The organism is Leptolyngbya sp. FACHB-8 (assembly GCF_014695575.1).
Taxonomy (GTDB): domain Bacteria; phylum Cyanobacteriota; class Cyanobacteriia; order Elainellales; family Elainellaceae; genus Vacuolonema.
The window spans coordinates 25,756-45,538 of the sequence record NZ_JACJOO010000054.1; the positions used below are offsets into that span (position 1 = coordinate 25,756).

Genomic DNA, 19,783 nt, shown 5'->3' on the forward strand with positions numbered 1-19,783 from the left:
GACAGCAAATATTGTTCAAGTTATGAATTCCTTATGAATACATTAAATAACCTCTTATGTTTTAGCCGGATCAGGCGATCGCTCCATTGAAACCTGTTTAGAGGCCCATATCGCCATCCGTAATCGAGCTATTCTCCATGTGGAAATCACTTGCATCACCCTGGGGTAATCCCCGGCGAAAAAGCGCACGCCAGGATGAACTGTCTCCAGCTTCTAAGGGCTGTTCAATGGCCTGGCTTCTGCCCGGGTTGTTAGCCTTTGGTTCCTTGCCCAGAGAAGGAGATAGCCAGCGCTTTCATCAACTTGGGATTCGCAGTGTACTGACCCTTTGTGCCGCTCAGGAAGGGGATATTCCAGCAGACATGCCTCAACAGTTTGATTGGTTGCGGGTGATGCTGCCGGACAGTCGCTATGCCGCTCGCCCGGATGCTACTCAAATGGCCCGTGCTGTGTGCTTCATCCATACACAGGTTAGCCAGAAGACTCCAGTATATGTACACTGCCTGGCGGGGATTGAGCGATCGCCTGCTGTTTGTATTGCCTACCTGTGCTGCCACCAGGATTTAGAACTATGGGAAGCCATTCATCAGGTGAAACAGGTTCGTCCCCAAGTCCTACTCACTGAGGTGCAACTCCAGGCTATCCGGCAATTGATTCCATAATCCGTCAGTAATTCTCATAGTGAGCTTCAAAGCCGAGAGTTCGTGCCCATAGGGCACGAACTCTCGGCTTTGAAGCCGAAGACCACTCGGCCCAAGCGAGCAGTCTTCGGGCTGAATCCAATTTCAAGTGTGTAGTTGTTGAGAGAGACGCTAAGCACTCTTCTTTCAAGAATCACACTTCCAGAACATAGAAATGAAGGTGTGCAAGAACGGCGTTTCATCCTAATCCTAAGCAGTTGTTACGCAAAAGAGTTGATGCCATCAGAAACAGGATTTGGATTTAAATGGAACATTACTGTGTACTGTTATGAGTACGGAGTAAAAACAGTTGTGTATATAAAACCGTTTTTTTACTGAATGCGATCGCCTATTTTTATCATCGCAATGTGGATTGTAAGAATATTCACGGAGCGATCGCCGACCAGTACACCCTGAACGAAGATACTATTCCGACCGTTACTGCCCTGAATGGCGTTTTAGCCAACGATTGTAGATCTAAATGGCGATCGCCTCACCTATAAGGCACGTCTGAGCAATGGGGCTGCCCTTCCTGAATGGCTTCGTTTTATTTAGCCTCCGCTTTCCGGGCAGCACTTTTATCGATGGGAATCGGGGCGATCGCCTGAGCCATCAGGCTCAACTGAGCAATGGCCACACTCTGCCAGCCTGGCTACGGTTTAACCCACAAAATCTCTTCCAGGGACTGCTGCCGGTTGCCTCTGAAGGTGCTTATAACCATTCGCCTGGTTGCTCGCGCTCGGCAGGGAGCACCGGCGTTCAGCCACTTTACTCTGCGGGTACGCTCAGATTCTACGAGAGTGGACATGCCCAACCCCACAAACATCATCTGAGGAACTAACTTTAACGACTCGGATATTGTGCGAGGAATGGTGGCGGGCGATTCTTAATGGAGTTCAGGCGAATACCCTTACCCGAACTCAAGTTAACTACTGCTCTTCAGATTAAGCGTGAAGAGGGGTGAGTGTTCAGCACTCACCCCTCTTCGTCAGATAGAAAGGGATATAAACCTTCTGAATTGTGCTCAGTCTCTAGTAAGCACAATCTGAGGGATTTAACCTGATCCCTATCGAATGATAGAGGTTTGATGGAAATAGAACTGGGAATATGAAGGATAGGTTTTTCGCCCATCCTCCATACCGTTAGCAGGCTGCCTGAAACGAGCTACGGGTGCAGGACACGGGCTCCAACTTCAGAGCTAGGAGCTGTTTGAGCCGATGGCGAAACCCGATTATCGGGGTTGTTACGCCAGGCGATGACATCGTTGTGAAGGACAGAAATCGCTCGGGTATATTGTGGGTCAGATTGGCTTGCCAAAGCGTTGGGCTCGGTGGCGAGGCGTCTTTGTTGAGCTTCTGTCAGGTTGATGGGGACATCCGGAGTAATGCCTCGGTGGCTGATGTCGGTGCCGTCGGGGGTGTAATAGTGAGAAATTGTTACGGCTAACCCAGAGCCATCCGAAAGCTCATGAACGGATTGCACCAGGGCTTTACCAAATGTCTGGCTACCTACAACTGTCGCCCGTCCATTATCCTTTAATGCTCCTGTTAAGATCTCACTGGAGCTGGCGGAGTTGCCATCTACCAGGACAACCAGGGGTAAGCGGGTGAGGGCGCTGTTGTCAGCCAGAGCCGATTCATTCGTTCCAACTCGGTCCACAATGCGTACCAGGGTACCATTTTGGATCCACATGCGAGCGATCGATAAACAGGCATCCACAAGGCCACCGGGGTTTCCCCGCAGGTCTAGAACATAGCCATCGGCTCCCTGTTCAGACAGATTCTGAATGGCCTCCTGCATCTGTTCGTCGGCATGGGCGCTAAACTCGGTCAAACGAATGTACCCAACCTTCATATCCCGTTCCTGGCGAAGGTTATAGGTGACGTTCGTGAGCTCAATCCGGGCGCGGGTCAGGATTACGTCGAATCCATTACCACCATTGCGGCTGAGGTGTAGAGTGATAGGTTTACCCTCCTCTCCGCGAATCCGTTCAGAAGCTTCTTCCAGGGTCATTTCATCGGTAGCCGCTCCGTCGATGAAGAGAATGCGATCGCCTGGCTGCACTCCAGCCTCAGCCGCAGGGGAGTTGGGGATCGGTTCTACAATCACCAAGGCATTCGTGCTGGAATCTTTGCTCAGGCGAATTCCAACGCCAGAGAGTTCCCCAGAGGTTTGGTTGGTGAGTGCTTCAAACTGTTGAGGAGTCATGAAGCGCGTATAGGGATCATCCAGTTGTTGTAGCGCTCGTCGCAAAGCTGCATAAGCTTCGTTGCGGGAGCTATACTCACGGCTCAGCAGTTCTTGGCGAGTTTCCTGCCAATTGACCTGATTAAAGTTGCTGTCGACGTAGCTGCGGTTAACAATTTGCCATGCCTCATCCAAAACGGCCTTGGGGCTGTCTTCTAGGGATGCTTGAACAGCGGTACTGAAGAGGGGGTTAACAATGGAAAGAGCTGCACCAGCCGCCGCTGCACTTCCCAAGAAGAGAGGATGCAAGGACGAACGAAATCGAGGAGATTGAGGCATAGTTTACGACTCGCTGTAAAAAAGACGGGCATAACAAGGAGCCTGAGCAGCAGCGGGAGGGCTGTGGCAAACCTCCGGCCTGCTGGACCGGATAATTGAAATTCCGCAAACCTGGCAAAAACGGTAAGCCCCCTGAAGATTGTCAGCTACCACTCTCTAAGCTTGCGAGGAGGGTGCGGTTTTCCTCTGTAACAACTACGACGATTCTCGCGGTCGGTACGGCAGAAAATCATTACGTTGTGTAAAAAATGAACGGACCTCACACCTACTTGCGAACACAGCATAACTTTGATCTGTGAACGTTTCCAGACTTTTATGTGACAGTTTCTAGAATACCCTTGCTCCCTCGCTCAATTGATATAGAGTATTAATACGTTTGTACTTTTTGGCTACTTTTTTTAGGCTTTTTCTCTGTTTGTATCTTATGTGGGGGCGATCGCCATGACCGTTGAGCAAACGAGTCAACTGATTCAGCTCATTCTCAATTCAACCCTAATGGTGGCGGTATGTGGGTTGGTGCTGATGGGGTTGCTGGTGCGTCAGGGAACACTTCAGCAACAGTTGCACTGGATTAACCGGGAATACCGCGAGCAACTGATGGGCACGGCAATTTTACAGGGCGATCGCTTTCAACAGTTGAAAAGCCAGCAGCAGGAGTTACGTCGGCACTACAGACAAATCCACGCCAGCATTTTGATTGCTTACAGTGCGTTGTTGCTGCTGCTGATCAGCTCGCTAATGCTAGCCTTGCGGAGCTTGTGGAACCAGGATTGGTTGATCCCAGCTTCGATGGTGATGTTCGCGGTGGGAAATGGTGTGATGGTGTTGTCAGTCGGGATGGCTCTAGTTGAAATTCGTAGCGCGTCCAATTCTCTATTAGGTGAGTTGCGGGATTGGGTGCAGTGGCGCGATCCCGAGGGCATTCGTCCCCGATTAACATTGCCTAGGCGGCGATCCCGTCGAGTATCTGAAAAACGAGTGAACGTCGGATAAGGATTCAAGAGAGGGAGCGAAGCTCCCCCTCTTGAATCGTTACAGCTGAAATTGCCGAAAAATCTCATCCGCTGACCGGTGGAGAATGGAGTGGCGATAGACCAGTGCCTCCATGTCTTCGGCATAGCCGCCACCAATCACACAGGCGACGGGATGCCCTCGGGAGATGCAGGTGTGAAGCACCTGGAGATCGCGACGACGCAGGCCTGCATCGGTGAGAGCCAGTTTGCCAAGGCGATCGCCTTCATGAACATCCACTCCAGCGTCATAAAACACCAGATCGGGCCGTACCTGGCTCAGGACATCAGGCAGGTAATGGGCCAGGGTTTGCAAGTAGGCATCATCTTCCATGCCAGTCGGGAGGGAAACATCCAGATCACTGTTCTGCTTGGTGCTGGGGAAGTTGATATCGCAGTGCATGGAGAAGGTGAAGACGCTGGGATCGTCCTGGAAGATGTAGGCCGTGCCGTCGCCCTGGTGTACGTCCAGGTCGACAATCAAGATTTTCTGGGCGATCCCCAGTTGTTGGACGACTCGAGCGGCGATCGCCAAATCGTTGAAAATGCAGAAGCCTGCGCCATAGTGTGGGAACGCATGGTGCGTTCCTCCAGCTGTATTACAGGCCAGTCCTGTTTGTAAGGCCAGACGAGCTGCTAGCAGTGTTCCACTGGCAGCGACGCAGGTGCGGTTGACCAAAGCTGGGCTCCAGGGCAGGCCAATGCGGCGCATGGCTTTAGGGGAAAGACTGCCGCTGCAGTAGTCCTGCACATAGGCGTGGGTATGCACCAGTTCAATATGGTCCCGGGGGAGGAGTTCGGGCTCGAAGAATTGGTCTGGGGTCGCGACCCCATCGGTGAGTAGCAACTCGTAAAGCTTGCCAAATTTGGCCATAGGAAATCGATGGCCAGGAGGCAAGGGCGCAACATAATCGGGATGGTAGACCAGAGGAAGACGCATCGGGTCAGCCGGAAATGGGCAAATTTATGAGGTCGTCGTTTCGTCAGAATTGGCTGGATAGAACTCCAGGCGGTAGCGGTAGAGGGCAACGGGGCGATCGCCTGCCTGAGTAAAATCAGGATCCTGGGGCGATAGGTAAATTGCCGTTACTTGATCCGCTGTGAGGCTGGGCTCTCCCGGACGTGTTTCGGGAAAGCGTTGATAAGCGGTGGTTGTTTCTACCTGATTCAAATAGATTTGCGGTGAGCTACGAAATTCCTGCTGAAAAATTTCCGTAGTGATGAATTGGTTGTCGTCAGGGCGCTCGGTGGCGCGGGCAGTCACGGTTGAAACTAACAGGCGTTTGCCTTGCAATACTGTCAGCTGGCGGTTGGGGTTTTCTGGATCTACTTTAACGGCCAATACAGGACTTTGTCCGGTAGGGGAATCCAGGTAAGCATGGGCCAAGTTCTCTCCATTGAAAGCCCGATCGGCCACAATGGGTGGGGTGCGGGGGATCGATATGGGTAGCCAACTCGGCGGCTCTCGCTGTTCCGGCACGAAGCGGGCCTGAAACCGAATAGGCTGATTTAAATAAGAGCGATTACTTTCAAATCCGGGGGTCACAACATTTGGAGCCAGAGGTGCGACCATATCCACCAGAGTTGTGGCGACATCCCAGGTACCTGCGGCCCAATCCGGGTAGTACAAATCTCCTACTGCCGCTTGAACAATGGGCCGTTCCTCCCAGTTAGGAAATGTCGCTAGCCGTTGAGATAAAGGTCCTGCCCAGGCCGAGCCGCCACCCAGAAGCCATACCAACAACAACCCACACAACCAAAGCCCATGGTGAGACAGTCTAAGTTTTGAACGTTGCTGACGGCATTGTCGGAGCTGAGGAGGTGCGAGAGATAGATCTGGGCCTTGGGCCCGCATCCATCTCTCGTTCTTCATCAGCTTGGGAAGGGGTATCGATCGGTAGACAGGCGACATAAAGGATAGAACCGTTGAGGAACTGGAGCAGGGGCGATCGCACGACCTAATATAGCCTGGACTAACGCACTGTTGTCGGTTACAGCTACACGAAGAGCTGCTCCCCAGATTTCTAAAGAACTTGAGTTTTGAGTCCTCACGACTTGTCCATTCCTGTCCATTCCTGCTTCAGGTCCGGCTGCGATTCGGCGAAGGTCGTGTTAAAACAGGCGTGGCATGGTCAGTCTGCGCAGAAGTTCACTCTGGGCAGGAGATGAATCCCTGGCCTATCCTAAAGAAGTTTGCCTAAAGTTTCCCAATGCAGCTTGATGTATTGGGGAATGGTGTCTGGGGACGCAGATCGAAAGCCGAGGGATAGGGAGGGAGCATGGACCAAAAACAGAGACGGTGGGGGTTGGGGGCGCTAATATTGCTGAGCTTGCTTCTGGGGAAGCGCGCACTCGCCCAAACCATTCAACCCGCAGCCGATGGTACGGGTACTCAGGTACAGGTGCAGGGCGATCGTATCCGCGTCACAGGAGGCCGCACTTCGCAGGATGGCGCGAATCTATTTCATAGCTTTGAGCAGTTCGGTTTGACCGCTGATCAAATTGCCCTTTTCCAATCCCAGGCAGACATTCGCAATATCTTGGCACGCGTTGTGGGAGGCGATCCGTCTACGATTGACGGGCTGCTGCGAGTTGTCGGCGGCAACTCCAACCTATTTCTGATCAACCCATCGGGGATCATCTTTGGCCCCCAGGCCCGGCTCGATCTACCGGGTAGCTTCGTTGCTACGACCGCGACGGGAATCGGCTTCGGAGTGCGAGAATTTTCTGTGGTTGGAGACACGAACTACAGCAACCTGGTGGGCGATCCCACAAACTTTTCCTTTGCTTTGGAAGAACCAGGGGCGATCGCTAACCTCGGTAATCTTCGGGTGGCGAACGGTGACCTGTCTCTCTTCGCAGGGACCGTCATTAACACAGGCAGCCTGGCGGCCCCCAATGGCGATCTCACCGTGACAGCAGTGCCCGGTTCAAGCCGTGTACGCCTGTCTCAGGAGGGTAGTCTTCTGAGCTTAGAGCTAGAAGGGCTGGCTGACGAGAATCTGAATCTGCGTCCGGCGACTTTACCTGAACTGTTGACGGGAGGTGGCCTGAACAATGCTTCGCAATTGACGGTGAGTGCCGATGGTACGGTGCGATTGCAAGGTAGTGGCATCATCACAGCAGGCGATGTGGCCCTGGGGCGATCGCCCAACCCTTCTGTATGGGGTGGAAATATGCTGATATCCGCAGCAGATGACCTGTTGCTGAGTGAAGCGCAGGTGCAGGCGGCTGACGATCTGTTTTTGTTGGCTGGCGATCGCCTGCAGATACGCGATAGCAATACGAATGCAGTGCGGATTATCGCTGGGGATGACTTAGTGCTGCGTGGCAACAGCCAGGTCGATGTTTTTGCCCTCAGCCATCCAGATAGTGGCTTCTGGTCAGGGGGCGATATGACATTGCGATCGGCTCAAACCGTTAGTGCCGACGCCCACTTTTTCAGTGGAGGTAACTTCCGAATTCGCCAGTTGGACGGGGACATGGGTGATCTATTCAGTCCCTACGATCCCATCATTCGAGCCCAGGGAAATGTCAGCTTTAACAGCTATACCGGAGCCTCACTCCACGTCATTGCATCAGGTCGTGTAGTGATACCCGGAAGCATCACGATTACAGGGGCAGATCCGACGAACGGCTTGCAGGAGACCGTCACGCTTTCGAATGGCGACAGCATATTGATCAACGGTCGACAACGGCCAACGCTAGATATTCGGGCTGGGGTGCAACCCAACGTGGTGGGTTCAGGCATATCTGGTACGCCCCTACCTCCTGGATTGCGTATTCAAGCAAGGCCGACATCGGCCAACATTTCCATTGGCTCCATCCTGATTGATGCTCCCAATGGCCAGGTGTTCCTCAGTACGCAATACCAGCCAGACCTTAGCCTGCCGGGCGGTAATATTCGCGTCACCAGAGCTGATGGTATCTCAACCGATGCCTCTACGGGCTTAGGGGGAGATATTTTCATTGACTCCCGCGCCCGGTTTACCTCTGCTGGCACTCTGGATGCGGCTACCTTAGCTCGAACCTCTGGCGATATTGTTGTGCTGGCCCAGCGCAACATTGTGATTCGGGGCAGCGTGAATACCTTTGGAAATCGGGCTGGGGATATTAACCTTCAAAGCCGGAGGGATATCCGGATCAATGGGGAGCTGAATGCTGATTCTGACCTTGGTGCCGGAGGGGATATTGTGGCGCGGGCGGGTCGTGATCTAACCATTGCAGGGGATGTCTCCGCTACTGGAACGGATGGCCCCGGCGGCTCAGTGAACCTGCAATCTACCCGTGATGTGCAGGTTGGCAATGTAAGTACCCAGGCGATCGGTGGCACATCCAACCTGCCCTACTCAGGAGGCCGTATTCGACTGGCCGCAGTTGATGGCAACCTTCAAGCCGGTACCGTCACCACCTCCGGGGAAACCGGGAGTGGGGCGATCGCCCTTCGAGCTGGTGGCACCCTGGCCTTGCAAGACATCCTGGCAAGCTCCGGAATTAATGGAGTCGGTGATCCTATCTGGATTGGGTCGCAGGGAACCCAAACAATCAATAGCATTGCTGCCACCTCTGGCGGAACAGGAACGGACGTGAGCCTGGTGAGTCGGGAGGGATCTATCCGGATTGGGGATGTGAATACATTGGGGCGCGATCGCGGGGGAAACCAATTCTTCCAAGCTGCGGGTGCAATTGTGACCGGCAACCTCACCAGCTCTGCGTCAACTGGAGCGGCTGGTAATCTAACCCTCACCGAAGCCTTCAGGATTCAGACAGGCAATCTTTTGGCCTCTGGTGTTGAGGGTGGGAATGTCACACTGCAGGCCGCCGGTACGGTTGAAACCGGTGGCATTTTCACCCGCGGTTCGATAGGTTCTGGCGGAGATGTGTTAATTAATCCCGCAGGTGATGTGCAAGTGGAGCAAATTGATGCCCGTGGGGGAACTGACGGGCGGGGCGGGGCAGTCAGCATTGTCACGAATCGTTTTTTCCGGGCCACGGGGGGGACAAATGCTGACGGGAATGGCAGTCTGATCAGCATCAATACGACAGGAGGGTTGTGGGGTGGTCCCGTCGACATCACCCATGGTGGTGCTGCACAGGATATCCCCTTTACGGTAGGAGACGCTTCGGTTAACGGAACTGCTGGAAGTATCACCTCTGGTCGTTCTACCATTGCTCCCTCGCAATCCTTCGAGGGTGACTATACCCAGGGCAACATTGCCATTCGATCGCGCGAGGCTAATCCCGGTTCACAGGATGGAGATCCTCTGCTCAATGGAGATCCTCTGCTCGATGAAGATTCCGAGCTGGATGACGTGGCTAGGCCTCTTGATAACGAGACCTCCGATGGCCTGGTAGAGAATACTGCAAGGACGATCGACCAGGAGTTTTCCGATGACTTTGAGGATTACTTTGGTTTGCCTGAGAGTGGCGCACTGTCGCTTCAGGGGGTCCAGGGTACCCTATCGAATGTGGCCCAGGCTACCGGGCTTACCCCAGCGTTGGTCTATGTCAACTTTGTCCCGAGGGCCGTGGATACGGGCGACTCAGGAAACGACTCGTTAGAACTGGTGCTAGTCACTCCGGAAGGAGATCTCATCCGCAAACGCGTTTTACAAACGACGCGATCGCAAGTGCTTGCCACCGCTGCCCGCTTTCGCAATGAAGTGACCAATCCCGCCCGCACCCGTACGGCCTCCTACCTGGCTCCAGCTCAGCAACTCTACCAGTGGCTAGTCGCACCTCTAGAGGAGGATCTCCAGGGTCAGGGGATTGACAATCTGGCGTTTATTTTTGACCAGGGGTTGCGATCGCTCCCCGTAGCAGCCCTCCACGATGGTCAGCACTTCCTGGTCGAGCGCTACAGCATTGGCCTAATGCCGAGCCTTGCTCTGGTAGATACCCGCTACCGCGACATTCGCAACAACCAAGTTCTGGCAATGGGGGCTTCCCAGTTTACGGATCAGCTACCGCTTCCTGCCGTCCCCATTGAGTTGGAGGAGGTTGCTACTCAAGTTTGGCGAGGCGAGTACTTTTTAAATCAAGACTTTACCCTCAAAAACCTACTGGCGCAGCGCGACGCCCAGCCTTTTGGCATTGTTCACCTGGCTACCCATGGCGAGTTCCGACCCGGCGATCCTAGCAATTCCTACATCCAATTCTGGGATCAGCGGCTACAGCTCGATCAACTACGACAAATGAACCTGAACAATCCACCTGTTAATCTGCTGGTGTTAAGTGCTTGCCGTACAGCTATGGGAGATGCACAGGCTGAGTTGGGTTTTGCGGGGTTGGCTCTTCAAGCTGGGGTTCAAAGTGCTCTGGCTAGCTTATGGTATGTATCTGACGCAGGCACGCTGGCTTTGATGACCGAGTTCTACCAGAACTTGCAGGATGTCCCCATGAAGGCAGAAGCCCTGCGTCAAGCTCAACTGGCTATGCTGAGGGGAGAAGTACAACTGGATGGCAGAAGCCTTGTTAGCCGTCGTCGGGGAAGTGTAATTGAGTTGCCTTCCGAATTTGACAAGGGTAGTACGCCTAACTTGGCACACCCCTACTACTGGGCAGGCTTCACAATGATTGGTAGCCCCTGGTAACGCCTTAAACCCTACCTATTGCGTTTGGCATCTATATCTATACCCAATAGGTAGGGTTTCTGATAGAATTGTTTGCCCTATAACCTCTGTGGTGGATGCAGCATGGCGGACGGCTTAGAAAATTCCCTAACTCATCAAGAAGAGGCATTGCTGGAGCCGTTTGTCACGAGCTTAGATAGTCCAATATTTGGCCTACGCAATCTACCAGAAGTCGTCAAAGGTGCGCTGTTTTCTCGCTATAGCCGCAGTGATAAAGATCTGCGACGCATTCTGCTAGACGAATTTATCAAAGCACCCGAAGCCGACTTTTCCCGCATTGTCGGTGGCTCAACGCAGGATGGAGAGCAGATTGTCGCCATTCAGCAGGCCGAAGCCTTTTACGATCGCGTTCTGGTTGGGTACGGTGACGACTCCGTAGCGGAGTTGGGTGGCGCTCACCTGGCCTGTGAGGGAATCAGCAATATCGCTGCAAAAGCCCTGGAAGATAGCCGCCTCGGCATTTCTCCGCTGGAGAAGTCTACCCGATACGTGCCCTTTAACCGTAAGGTCAATGGCCGGTATCGCTACCATCGAGAAGCTTCTATCATGGCTTCATCCCATGCGTCTCTTTACGAAGCAACTCTCGATCATCTATTTGAAACCTACACAACATTAGTTGAGCCGTTGCTGGCCTGGGTTCAGTCTTGTACACCGAAAGACGCCAATACCTCAGATCGAGCTTATTACAATGCGACTCGTGCCAAAGCACTAGATTTGTTGCGGGGCTTGCTACCCATGGCCACCTTAACGAATGTTGGTCTGTTTGGTAATGGGCGAGCCTTTGAATATTTGTTGGTTAAGCTGGCTGCTTCCCCTCATGCGGAGGTTCATGCTTTGGGAGCCTCCATGCAGGAAGCCTTAGACCAGATGATTCCGTCTTTTGTCAAACGCTCTAAGTCTGAGCGGGGGCTGCAATATGCCCGCTACCTATCGACTAATCGCGATCGCACGCAACACCTCACCCAGAAACGCCTCGCGACCTCAGCACTCCCGCCCCCATCGCATGTCCAGTTAGTCGAGTACGACCCGGACGCAGAAGCGAAAGTCATTGCTGCTATTCTCTATCCCCACAGTGACCTCGCCTTCGAACAACTTCTGATAGAAGCTACCGAACTTTCGGTGGCAGAGCGTGAGGAGATTATTCAGACCTATGTGGGCGATCGCGCCTCCCGCTTCCATCGGCCCGGCCGTGCTTTTGAAGAAACTTACTACACCTTCGATGTGCTGGCCGATTTAGGAGCCTATCGCGACCTCCATCGCCACCGCGTGCTTACTCAGGAGCGTCAGCGTTACACCGTCCGTCACGGCCACATGATTCCCCCCGAGCTAGAAGAAGCCGGGCTAGCCGAACCCTACCGCAACGCTCTGGAAAAAGCTGCTGAAACCACCGAATGGATCGCGCAAGATTTGCCCATTGCGTCTCAATATGTTGTGCCCTTCGCTTACCGGGTGCGCTGGCGAATGAAGCTCAATCTCCGCGAGGTTTATCACTTTGTGGAGCTGCGGAGTGCTCGGCAGGGGCATCCAACGTATCGAGCGATCGCCCAGGAAATGTATCGCCTAATCCAGCACGTGCACCCTACCCTCGTCGCCTCCATGCACTTCGTTGATATGGAAAGCTACGCCCTCGAACGTCTTGCCGCTGAACAAAAAATTGATCTCAAACTAGAGCAACGTCAAGGGTAAGGGTAAGGACACTCATGCTCACCAAAATGAAGAAGTCGCCATCCCTCAGGAACGGCGACTTCTTCATTTTTAACCTGAGTTCGGGTTAAGGGCGTTTTCGAGTGCCACGCGTTGCGCGGCACTCGAAAACGCTGATTTTGGCGTGCGCTTTGCGCACGTCAAAATGAGCACTTCAGCTTATCCCGAACTGAAGTTTTTTAGTGACTATAGTGATTAATGATTCTCGTGGGCTTCGTAAGCACTCACAATCCGCTGCACCAACGCATGTCGCACCACATCTGCCTTCGTCAACTGACAGAAGGAAATGCCTTCAACATTCTTGAGAATATTAATCGCTACCGAAAGCCCAGATGTTTGTGTGCTGGGCAAATCTGTCTGGGTGACATCTCCTGTCACCACCATCTTGGAGCGAAACCCCAGACGCGTCAGCACCATTTTCATTTGAGCAGGCGTTGTATTTTGGGCTTCATCCAAAATAATGAAAGCATTGTTGAGTGTCCGACCTCGCATATAAGCGAGAGGAGCCACTTCAATAATTCCCCGTTCCATAAGATTGGGGATTTTTTCGGGCTCAATCAACTCGTACAACGCATCGTACAGTGGACGCAAATACGGGTCGATTTTCTGTTGCAAATCCCCTGGCAAGAAACCTAAGCGTTCCCCCGCTTCTACGGCAGGGCGCGTAAGAATTAGCCGCTCCACCTGATTAGAAAGTAGCGCCTGCACCGCAATCACTGCGGCGAGGAACGTCTTTCCCGTTCCCGCAGGCCCAATGCAAAACGTTAGGTCGTGATTGCGAATCGCTTCGATATATTGCCGCTGGCGAAAGGTTTTGGCGCGAATATCATCACCCTTACGGGTACGAGCCAGAACATCTTTCTGGAGCGTCTGCAAGTCATCTGTGCGGTGTGTATCAAGGGCGTGTCGAGCCGTCAGGATGTCAACTCCAGTGATGGCTCGGCCTTCACTCCAATAGGATTGGAGCGATCGCACTAAGCTCTCACTCTGCTGCACCTGTGACTCAGTACCCGACACAACAAGATCGCGACCCCGTAAAACAAAGGTCGCGCCAGTCAATTTCGAGAGTTGTTTTAAGTTCTCTTCCCGGTGGCCTGCGAGGGCGATCGCACTGTCTACACTGGGAAGTTCAATCGTGATGGCTGTTGCCATAAAATAGGCCGCTAATGTCGAGGAGGACGACGTGGGCCAGGGCGACGGTCTGGACGCGAATGGCCTCCCCCTCCGTCTCGTTCTCGGGGAGGGCCGCCGTCCCGGTGGTTGGCACTGGAACTGCCGTAAACATCTAAGTGCGCCGTGTAGCCTGCCAGTTGACTGAACGCTTCTACAACGGTGCGGATGGCCTGGATGTTACGCCCACCGCGCCCAAAAACTCTGCCCTTCTCTTCCCCCTCAAAGGCAATGCGAATCAGCGCTTTTTGTCGGGATGGGCGCACTTCACAATCTACTTTGAGTGCATCGGGGGACTCAAGAAAAGGCGTCACGAGGAATCGTACCAACCGTTCAAAGTCCGGTGGGTGAGTATTGGACGCGGTGTTAGTTACATCAGGCACAGGAGATTCAGGCATTCACTTGAGCGTAAACATCAGCTTTTTCGAGGATGCGGCGCACGGTCTCAGTAGGCTGAGCGCCTTGCTGTAGACGACGAACGACGGCCGGAACGTCAATCTTAACTTCCTCAGTGCGGGGGTTGTAGTAACCCAGCTCTTCCAACGGACGGCCGTCGCGGCGAGAGGTGCTTTGCATCGCCACAATACGGTAGCTAGCGGCGAATTTTTTTCCGTACCGCTTCAAACGCAGCTTGATCATGCCTGAAAAACTAACTCCAGAGAATTGAGTGGATAGATCAGGTGAATGGCACTTAGCCTACCACCTAATAGATAGAAAAGGCATTTAACGCCCAGTTAGTAATGCTATCACAACAGGTAGGGAGAAAGCACAACTTTAGCGATCGCTGATGGCTGTGCCTGCTCCTGCACTTCAGACGCATTACCCGTCAGAGGCTACCAAAGCCCTTTTTCTTCTTGTTGGGCTTTTTCTTTTTCTGTTTGCTAGTAGGGGCCACACCGCCGGGGTAACCGCGCCAACCTGGCGGTGGCATACCCGCTCCAGGAGGCATTCCACCGCCCATGGCAGGGGCTCCGCCTCCCCCAAACAATCCACCCAGTCCTCCTCCCATGCCAGGCATACCTGGAAACTGCCCTCGGCTCATCTGCTGCATGAGAGTACGCATTTTCTGGAAATCACTGACCAGCTTGCTGACATCATCCAGGCCCAGGCCTGAGCCCTTGGCGATACGACGACGACGACTGGGAGATCCAGCCAACAGATCAGGGTTCTTGCGCTCTTCCCGTGTCATGGAGTTGATCATGGACTCAGCTCGCTTGAGCTGGGTTTCTCCTTGCTCCAGTTGCTCACCTGAGAGCTTGTTCATCCCGGGGATCATCTTCATGATGCCCCCCAGGGAACCCATTGTCTTAAGCAATCGGGTCTGCTTCAGGAAATCATCGAAGTCGAACTGAGCTTCCAGAATTTTTTGCGAAAGCTTTTCGGCTTCTACAATATCCACTTCTTCCTGGGCTTTTTCTACCAGGGTCAGCACGTCACCCATACCCAGAATGCGGGAGGCCATCCGGTCTGGATAGAAAGGTTGCAGTGCTTCGACTTTTTCACCAACCCCAACGAATTTAATAGGTTGACCGGAAATCCGTCGTACGGAGAGAGCAGCTCCCCCACGGGTGTCGCCATCCATCTTTGTCAGGATGGCTCCGGTAATGCCAATCTCTTCCTGGAAGGTGCGCGTCAGGTTGGCGGCTTCCTGGCCAGTCATGGCGTCCACCACCAGCAGCACTTCGTGGGGCTGCACCACCTCTTTGATTTGGGCCAATTCGGCCATCATCTGCGGGTCAATCTGCAAACGACCGGCCGTGTCAACGATAACGGTATCAATACCGTCTTCCTTGGCTTTGGCAATCCCCTGGCGTGCGATTTCAACGGGGTTTACGTCTGTGCCCATTTCAAACACGGGCACGTTGATTTGCTTACCCAGGGTAATGAGCTGATCAATAGCAGCAGGACGGTAAACGTCAGTGGCGACCAGCAGTGCGCTACGGTTTTGCTTGCGGAGGTGGAGAGCTAGTTTTGCAGAGGCCGTTGTTTTACCCGTCCCCTGTAAGCCTGCCATCAGTACGACGGTTGGGGCAGTATCTGCCTCAGCCAGGGGCACATTCGTCTCCCCCATGACCTCAACCAACTCGTCATAAACAACTTTAATGAACTGTTGAGAGGGGTTAACACCACTGACAACCTGCGCGCCCTGAGCTTTTTCTTGTACCTCAGCGACGAATTCCTTCACCACTTGCAAGTTGACGTCAGCTTCTAGCAACGCCCGACGAACTTCCCGCAGGGCTTCCTGGATGTTGGTATCAGAAATTTTGTCCAAACCCCGGAGCGTTTTCCAGGCTCCCTCCAGGCGATCGGCTAAGGCTTCAAACATGGTTTACGTGCATTTGGCAGAGATCTCTGATCCATTCTATAGCTATGTTCAATTCGGTTGTGGCAAAGGAAGAACCTCAGGCAATGCTGCAAATCCTCTTGTTGCCACAACCGAATTGAGCGCAGCACTATGCAATACATCCCTCTTGCCAAACCCAAAAAAGCATAAAAAAAAGGGAGAGTCTTTTGGGAACTCTCCCTACCATCAGGGTGCATCTACTTATCATATTATGCCATCCCAGGGGTGAGGGGTGTCACCCCCCTCGACAGATCTTTTTTGGCTTTTTCTTTGTTTTCTTATCATTCTAAGATTTGCATATAAGTTTAGATTATTTTATTTATGCTAAAGGGGGTGCGCACGATCGCCACATCCCCCTTTAGACAGGTTCTATCCGTTTAGTTTCTTGGTCAGCAGCTCGTTGGTCAGTTTCGGATCAGCCTTGCCTCCGGTCCGCTTCATGACCTGGCCGACAAAGAAGCCCAGAAGTTTGGTTTTACCACCCCGGTACTTCTCAAGCTCGTCCGGGTGAGCGGCGATCACCTCATCAATGGCAGCCTCAATCACACCCGGATCAGAAACCTGCACCAATCCTTTGCTTTCCACTAGGGCTTTAGGGGAGCCGCCTTGAGTGAGAAGTTCAGGTAGCAAATCCTTGGCAATCTTGTTGCTGATGGTATTGGCTTCAATCAAGCTCACCAACTCGGCTAAGGCTTCCGGGGTGAGGGGAAGTTCGGTAATGGACTTCTTCTCGTTATTGAGATAGCCGCTGATGTCGCCCATGATCCAGTTGGCGGCGGGCTTGGGAGTAGCCCCAGCGGCGATCGCAGCCTCGAAGTAAGTGGCGATCGCCAGGTCATCTGTCAACACGCGTGCATCGTAGGAGGAGAGCCCCAGCTCAGTTTCATAACGGTTGCGCTTTTGAGCTGGCAATTCGGGGAGCTGCGATCGCCATGTTTCCAACTGTTCGGGTGTGACCTGAATGGGCCCTAGGTCCGGTTCTGGGAAATAGCGGTAATCGCTGGAGCCTTCCTTGGTGCGCATGCTGATGGTGCGCTGAGAGCCTTCTTCCCAAAGCCGGGTTTCTTGAACAATGGGCTCGTTCGACTCCAAAGCTTTGATTTGCCGCTCAATTTCATAATTGATAGCTCGTTCAATGGCGTTGAAGGAGTTCATGTTCTTGATTTCGACCTTCGTGCCAAACTTGTCGGAGCCAACCGGCCGGATGGAAATATTGACATCGCAACGCAGGGAGCCCTCCTGCATGTTGCCGTCTGATACGCCCAGGTAGCGCATGATGCGACGCAGCTCACGGGCATACTCAGCGGCTTCTGCTCCAGAGCGCAGGTCCGGTTCCGACACAATTTCGACGAGAGGTATCCCGGCGCGGTTGTAATCTACCAGAGAGAAGGTAGAGCCAGAAAGGCGATCGCTCCCTCCATGCACCAGCTTGCCGGCATCTTCTTCCATATGCAGGCGCGTGATCCCAATGCGCTTACGGGTGGGGTTGCCGCTCTCATCTTCTAGCTCAATTTCGAGCCAACCATGTTCGGCAATAGGTAAATCGTATTGAGAAATCTGGTAGTTTTTAGGCAGGTCAGGGTAGAAGTATTGTTTACGGTCGAACTTACTGTAAGGGGCGATCGTACTATTCAACGCTAACCCCGCCTTAACGGCATACTCCAACACTTTCTCGTTGAGTACCGGCAGGGTGCCCGGCAAACCTAGGCAGATGGGGTCAATGTTGGTGTTGGGATCGGCCCCGAATTGGGTGGAACTACTCGAAAAAATCTTGGTTTCGGTGCTGAGCTGGCAATGGGTTTCTAACCCAATGACCGCTTCGTACTGGGTTTTGACAGGAGTGGCAGAGGTCATACTGTCGAGACTACGCGTTATAAATTAGGGTCGCAATCGCACCCCCATTCTACCTACTGCTGTCCATTCCCTTGATTCAAACTCCTGCAAATTTTTGCTTGACGGAGAAATAAGTTGGAAAAATGAGTAGGATGACCGGGGGATTAACCCTACATTCAGGGGGCTATGAAGTAGGCTAAACATAACCATTGTGCGTGAGGAGCATTGTGGAACAAGAGAAAGTGGAAACGAAGGAATTAGTCACCCTGGTTCAACACATTGGCGAGGCTGTATTGGCAACTACGGAGACTGTTGAGAAGCTCTCCAATCATGTAGATGGCCTATCGAAACAGGTGCAGCAGCAGGGGTACCAAATTTTTGCCCTGAGCGATGCTGTGCAGACCCTTGCGGAGAACCATGATGCCGCGATCGCCCGGATGGATCAGGTGATTGAAGTGTTGCAGCGACTGGTTAAGGCCTTAGAGTTGCCGGAAGATTCCAACTCTTCCCGATCCTAAGTATCCTTAACAGGGAAATGCTTCAGTTTTTGTTGATATCAGCTATACATCAACAGAAACAGGAATACTCCTGGAAATGGTGGGTAGAAAAATAAAACCTTCTCAGTAAAACTATCGAAAATCGATCTAAATTGGGGAGTTACCCTTGCACGCATTCACCGAGGAACACTCTGCAATGTCACGGGTGGAGGAACTGAAACACGAGTGGCAGGCGCGGTTAGCGGCCGACCATCCCAATCAGCCTGCGGCGACCCAGGACAGTATCATTCACTGGTTGTTAGGGTCTGATATGGAGCGCTATGAGGGTTTGCCCCCGGCTCAATGGACGGTCATTCAGCAAGCGCTGGAGTATCGCTATCGAATTTTGCAACAGCGCTATCTAGGGGTAGGGCCGGATGCAGCGTACCGTAACCTATTACAACGACTGGCAAGCCTTTCCCTAATTCGTAGCAAAGTTCAAACCTGGGTCTCGTTGTCGCGCGATCGCCAACGCAGCGTCATGGACGTGTTGAAGGAGGTTGTGCAGGAACTCATTCAGGGGGATAACTACATTCGCCAGCAGGTGGAATGGATTGCTGAGTGTACCCCCAACCCCCGGTTACGGAACTCGCTTCTATTGGCCAGTATTGAAGAATATTGTCTGAGACCTATCCGCAATCAGCCGCTCCTTGTGTATCGTTTTGTGAATTATTTACGGCGATCGCAGCGGGGTGGCATGACCCAGGTTCCCACCGGAGACATCATTCGTCTTGTGTCCGATGAGATCGGTCACGATGAAGCCGAAAGTACTCTGAGTCTGACGGATGTTCAAGCCTTGGAGCAGTACCAGGAGCAACAAGCCTGGGAAGAGCAACAGGCTCTGCGGAAGTCGGTGATGGATGAGTTTGCTCAATATTTAGAGGAAAAAGTTGACCCGCTGGCCGCCCGGTGGTTGGAACTGCATGTGCAGGGGAAGACACAGGAGGCGATCGCCAGCCAACTGAATGTGCCGATTAAGCAGGTTTATCGTTTGCGTGAGAAGATCAGCTATCACGCCAAAAACGTCTTTGCATCAAAACTTCAGCCCGATCTGGTAGGAACCTGGTTGGGAACGACACTGGAGCATAACTTGGGTCTTTCAGTTCAGCAGTGGCCCGTGTTTCTGGATAGCCTCGCCCCTGACCAGCAACAGCTTATCCAAGACGTGAAGCAACACGAAACCCTTGAGGACGTTGCTCGTATGCGGAATGTGAAGCTCCACCAACTGAAGAGCGAATGGACTAAAATTCTCTTAGAGGCGTACGCCTTCAGGAGTGCAGCATCGGATAATGACGATGCTCCAAACGATACTTCGGCATAAGATCGTTGAGGCGCATCCCACCTCACG

At 53.0% G+C, this 19,783-nt stretch carries 16 protein-coding genes; 7 read left to right on the forward strand and 9 right to left on the reverse strand.

The features are described 5' to 3' along the window. Nucleotides 1-137: 137 nt before the first annotated feature. Nucleotides 138-662 (forward strand): dual specificity protein phosphatase, encoded by a 525-nt coding sequence (locus H6F91_RS27930; RefSeq protein WP_190772127.1) that lies wholly within the window; start codon nt 138-140, stop codon nt 660-662. A gap of 386 nt (nt 663-1,048) precedes the next feature. Next, nucleotides 1,049-1,183, forward strand: coding sequence for a hypothetical protein (locus H6F91_RS28295; protein ID WP_277874388.1), 135 nt, complete (start codon nt 1,049-1,051; stop codon nt 1,181-1,183). Between the two features lie 661 nt (nt 1,184-1,844). On the opposite strand, the gene ctpB is transcribed toward H6F91_RS28295, so the two are convergent. Further along, a complete protein-coding gene (ctpB, locus tag H6F91_RS13105) occupies nt 1,845-3,206 on the reverse strand; it encodes a carboxyl-terminal processing protease CtpB (RefSeq protein ID WP_190772125.1) in 1,362 nt (453 codons plus the stop codon). 441 nt (nt 3,207-3,647) lie between these two features. Here ctpB and H6F91_RS13110 point away from each other — a divergent pair, with 441 nt between their 5' ends. Further along, the gene (locus H6F91_RS13110) at nt 3,648-4,199 is read left to right on the forward strand and encodes a DUF2721 domain-containing protein (protein ID WP_190772124.1); all 552 of its coding nucleotides are present in this window, start codon (nt 3,648-3,650) and stop codon (nt 4,197-4,199) included. Between the two features lie 39 nt (nt 4,200-4,238). Here H6F91_RS13110 and H6F91_RS13115 read toward each other — a convergent pair whose 3' ends face one another. From H6F91_RS13115 to H6F91_RS27720, 3 genes are read right to left on the reverse strand one after another with little or no spacing between them, the layout of a single operon-like run. Continuing rightward, nucleotides 4,239-5,156, reverse strand: coding sequence for a histone deacetylase (locus H6F91_RS13115; protein WP_190772123.1), 918 nt, complete (start codon nt 5,154-5,156; stop codon nt 4,239-4,241). A gap of 24 nt (nt 5,157-5,180) precedes the next feature. Next, nucleotides 5,181-6,071, reverse strand: coding sequence for a DUF6816 family protein (locus H6F91_RS13120; RefSeq protein ID WP_242035772.1), 891 nt, complete (start codon nt 6,069-6,071; stop codon nt 5,181-5,183). Nucleotides 6,072-6,088: 17 nt separating this feature from the next. Further along, complete coding sequence (locus H6F91_RS27720; RefSeq protein ID WP_206754936.1) at nt 6,089-6,268, reverse strand: hypothetical protein; 180 nt, start codon at nt 6,266-6,268, stop codon at nt 6,089-6,091. A gap of 227 nt (nt 6,269-6,495) precedes the next feature. Between H6F91_RS27720 and H6F91_RS13125 the strand changes: the two genes are divergently transcribed. Together H6F91_RS13125 and H6F91_RS13130 are read left to right on the forward strand one after the other, a co-directional pair. Beyond that, nucleotides 6,496-10,809, forward strand: a complete 4,314-nt coding sequence (locus H6F91_RS13125; protein WP_190772122.1) for a CHAT domain-containing protein — start codon at nt 6,496-6,498, stop codon at nt 10,807-10,809. 102 nt (nt 10,810-10,911) lie between these two features. Further along, nucleotides 10,912-12,534, forward strand: a complete 1,623-nt coding sequence (locus tag H6F91_RS13130) for an FAD-dependent thymidylate synthase (RefSeq protein WP_190772121.1) — start codon at nt 10,912-10,914, stop codon at nt 12,532-12,534. Nucleotides 12,535-12,747: 213 nt separating this feature from the next. Here H6F91_RS13130 and H6F91_RS13135 read toward each other — a convergent pair whose 3' ends face one another. The 5 genes from H6F91_RS13135 to gatB all read right to left on the reverse strand — a co-directional run bounded on the left by H6F91_RS13135 (nt 12,748) and on the right by gatB (nt 17,920). Beyond that, nucleotides 12,748-13,704 carry a PhoH family protein gene (locus tag H6F91_RS13135; protein WP_190772120.1) on the reverse strand — a complete coding sequence of 319 codons (957 nt, stop codon included), beginning with the start codon at nt 13,702-13,704 and terminating at the stop codon, nt 12,748-12,750. A gap of 11 nt (nt 13,705-13,715) precedes the next feature. After that, entirely contained in the window at nt 13,716-14,120 is a 405-nt protein-coding gene (locus H6F91_RS13140) for a KH domain-containing protein (RefSeq protein ID WP_190772119.1), read from the reverse strand. Beyond that, on the reverse strand, nt 14,113-14,361 hold the full coding sequence (gene rpsP / locus H6F91_RS13145; RefSeq protein ID WP_190772118.1) for a 30S ribosomal protein S16: 249 nt from the start codon (nt 14,359-14,361) through the stop codon (nt 14,113-14,115). The genes H6F91_RS13140 and rpsP overlap by 8 nt, the downstream gene beginning before the upstream one ends. A 187-nt stretch (nt 14,362-14,548) precedes the next feature. Beyond that, nucleotides 14,549-16,048: a signal recognition particle protein gene (gene ffh, locus H6F91_RS13150; RefSeq protein WP_190772117.1), complete on the reverse strand. Its 1,500-nt coding sequence runs from the start codon at nt 16,046-16,048 to the stop codon at nt 14,549-14,551. Between the two features lie 387 nt (nt 16,049-16,435). Beyond that, a complete protein-coding gene (gene gatB / locus H6F91_RS13155) occupies nt 16,436-17,920 on the reverse strand; it encodes an Asp-tRNA(Asn)/Glu-tRNA(Gln) amidotransferase subunit GatB (RefSeq protein WP_190772116.1) in 1,485 nt (494 codons plus the stop codon). A gap of 206 nt (nt 17,921-18,126) precedes the next feature. Between gatB and H6F91_RS13160 the strand changes: the two genes are divergently transcribed. Both H6F91_RS13160 and H6F91_RS13165 read left to right on the forward strand, forming a co-directional pair. Beyond that, nucleotides 18,127-18,417 (forward strand): hypothetical protein, encoded by a 291-nt coding sequence (locus H6F91_RS13160; RefSeq protein WP_199307801.1) that lies wholly within the window; start codon nt 18,127-18,129, stop codon nt 18,415-18,417. Between the two features lie 175 nt (nt 18,418-18,592). Then, entirely contained in the window at nt 18,593-19,756 is a 1,164-nt protein-coding gene (locus tag H6F91_RS13165; protein ID WP_190772115.1) for a HetZ-related protein 2, read from the forward strand. The last annotated feature ends 27 nt before the right edge of the window (nt 19,757-19,783 follow it).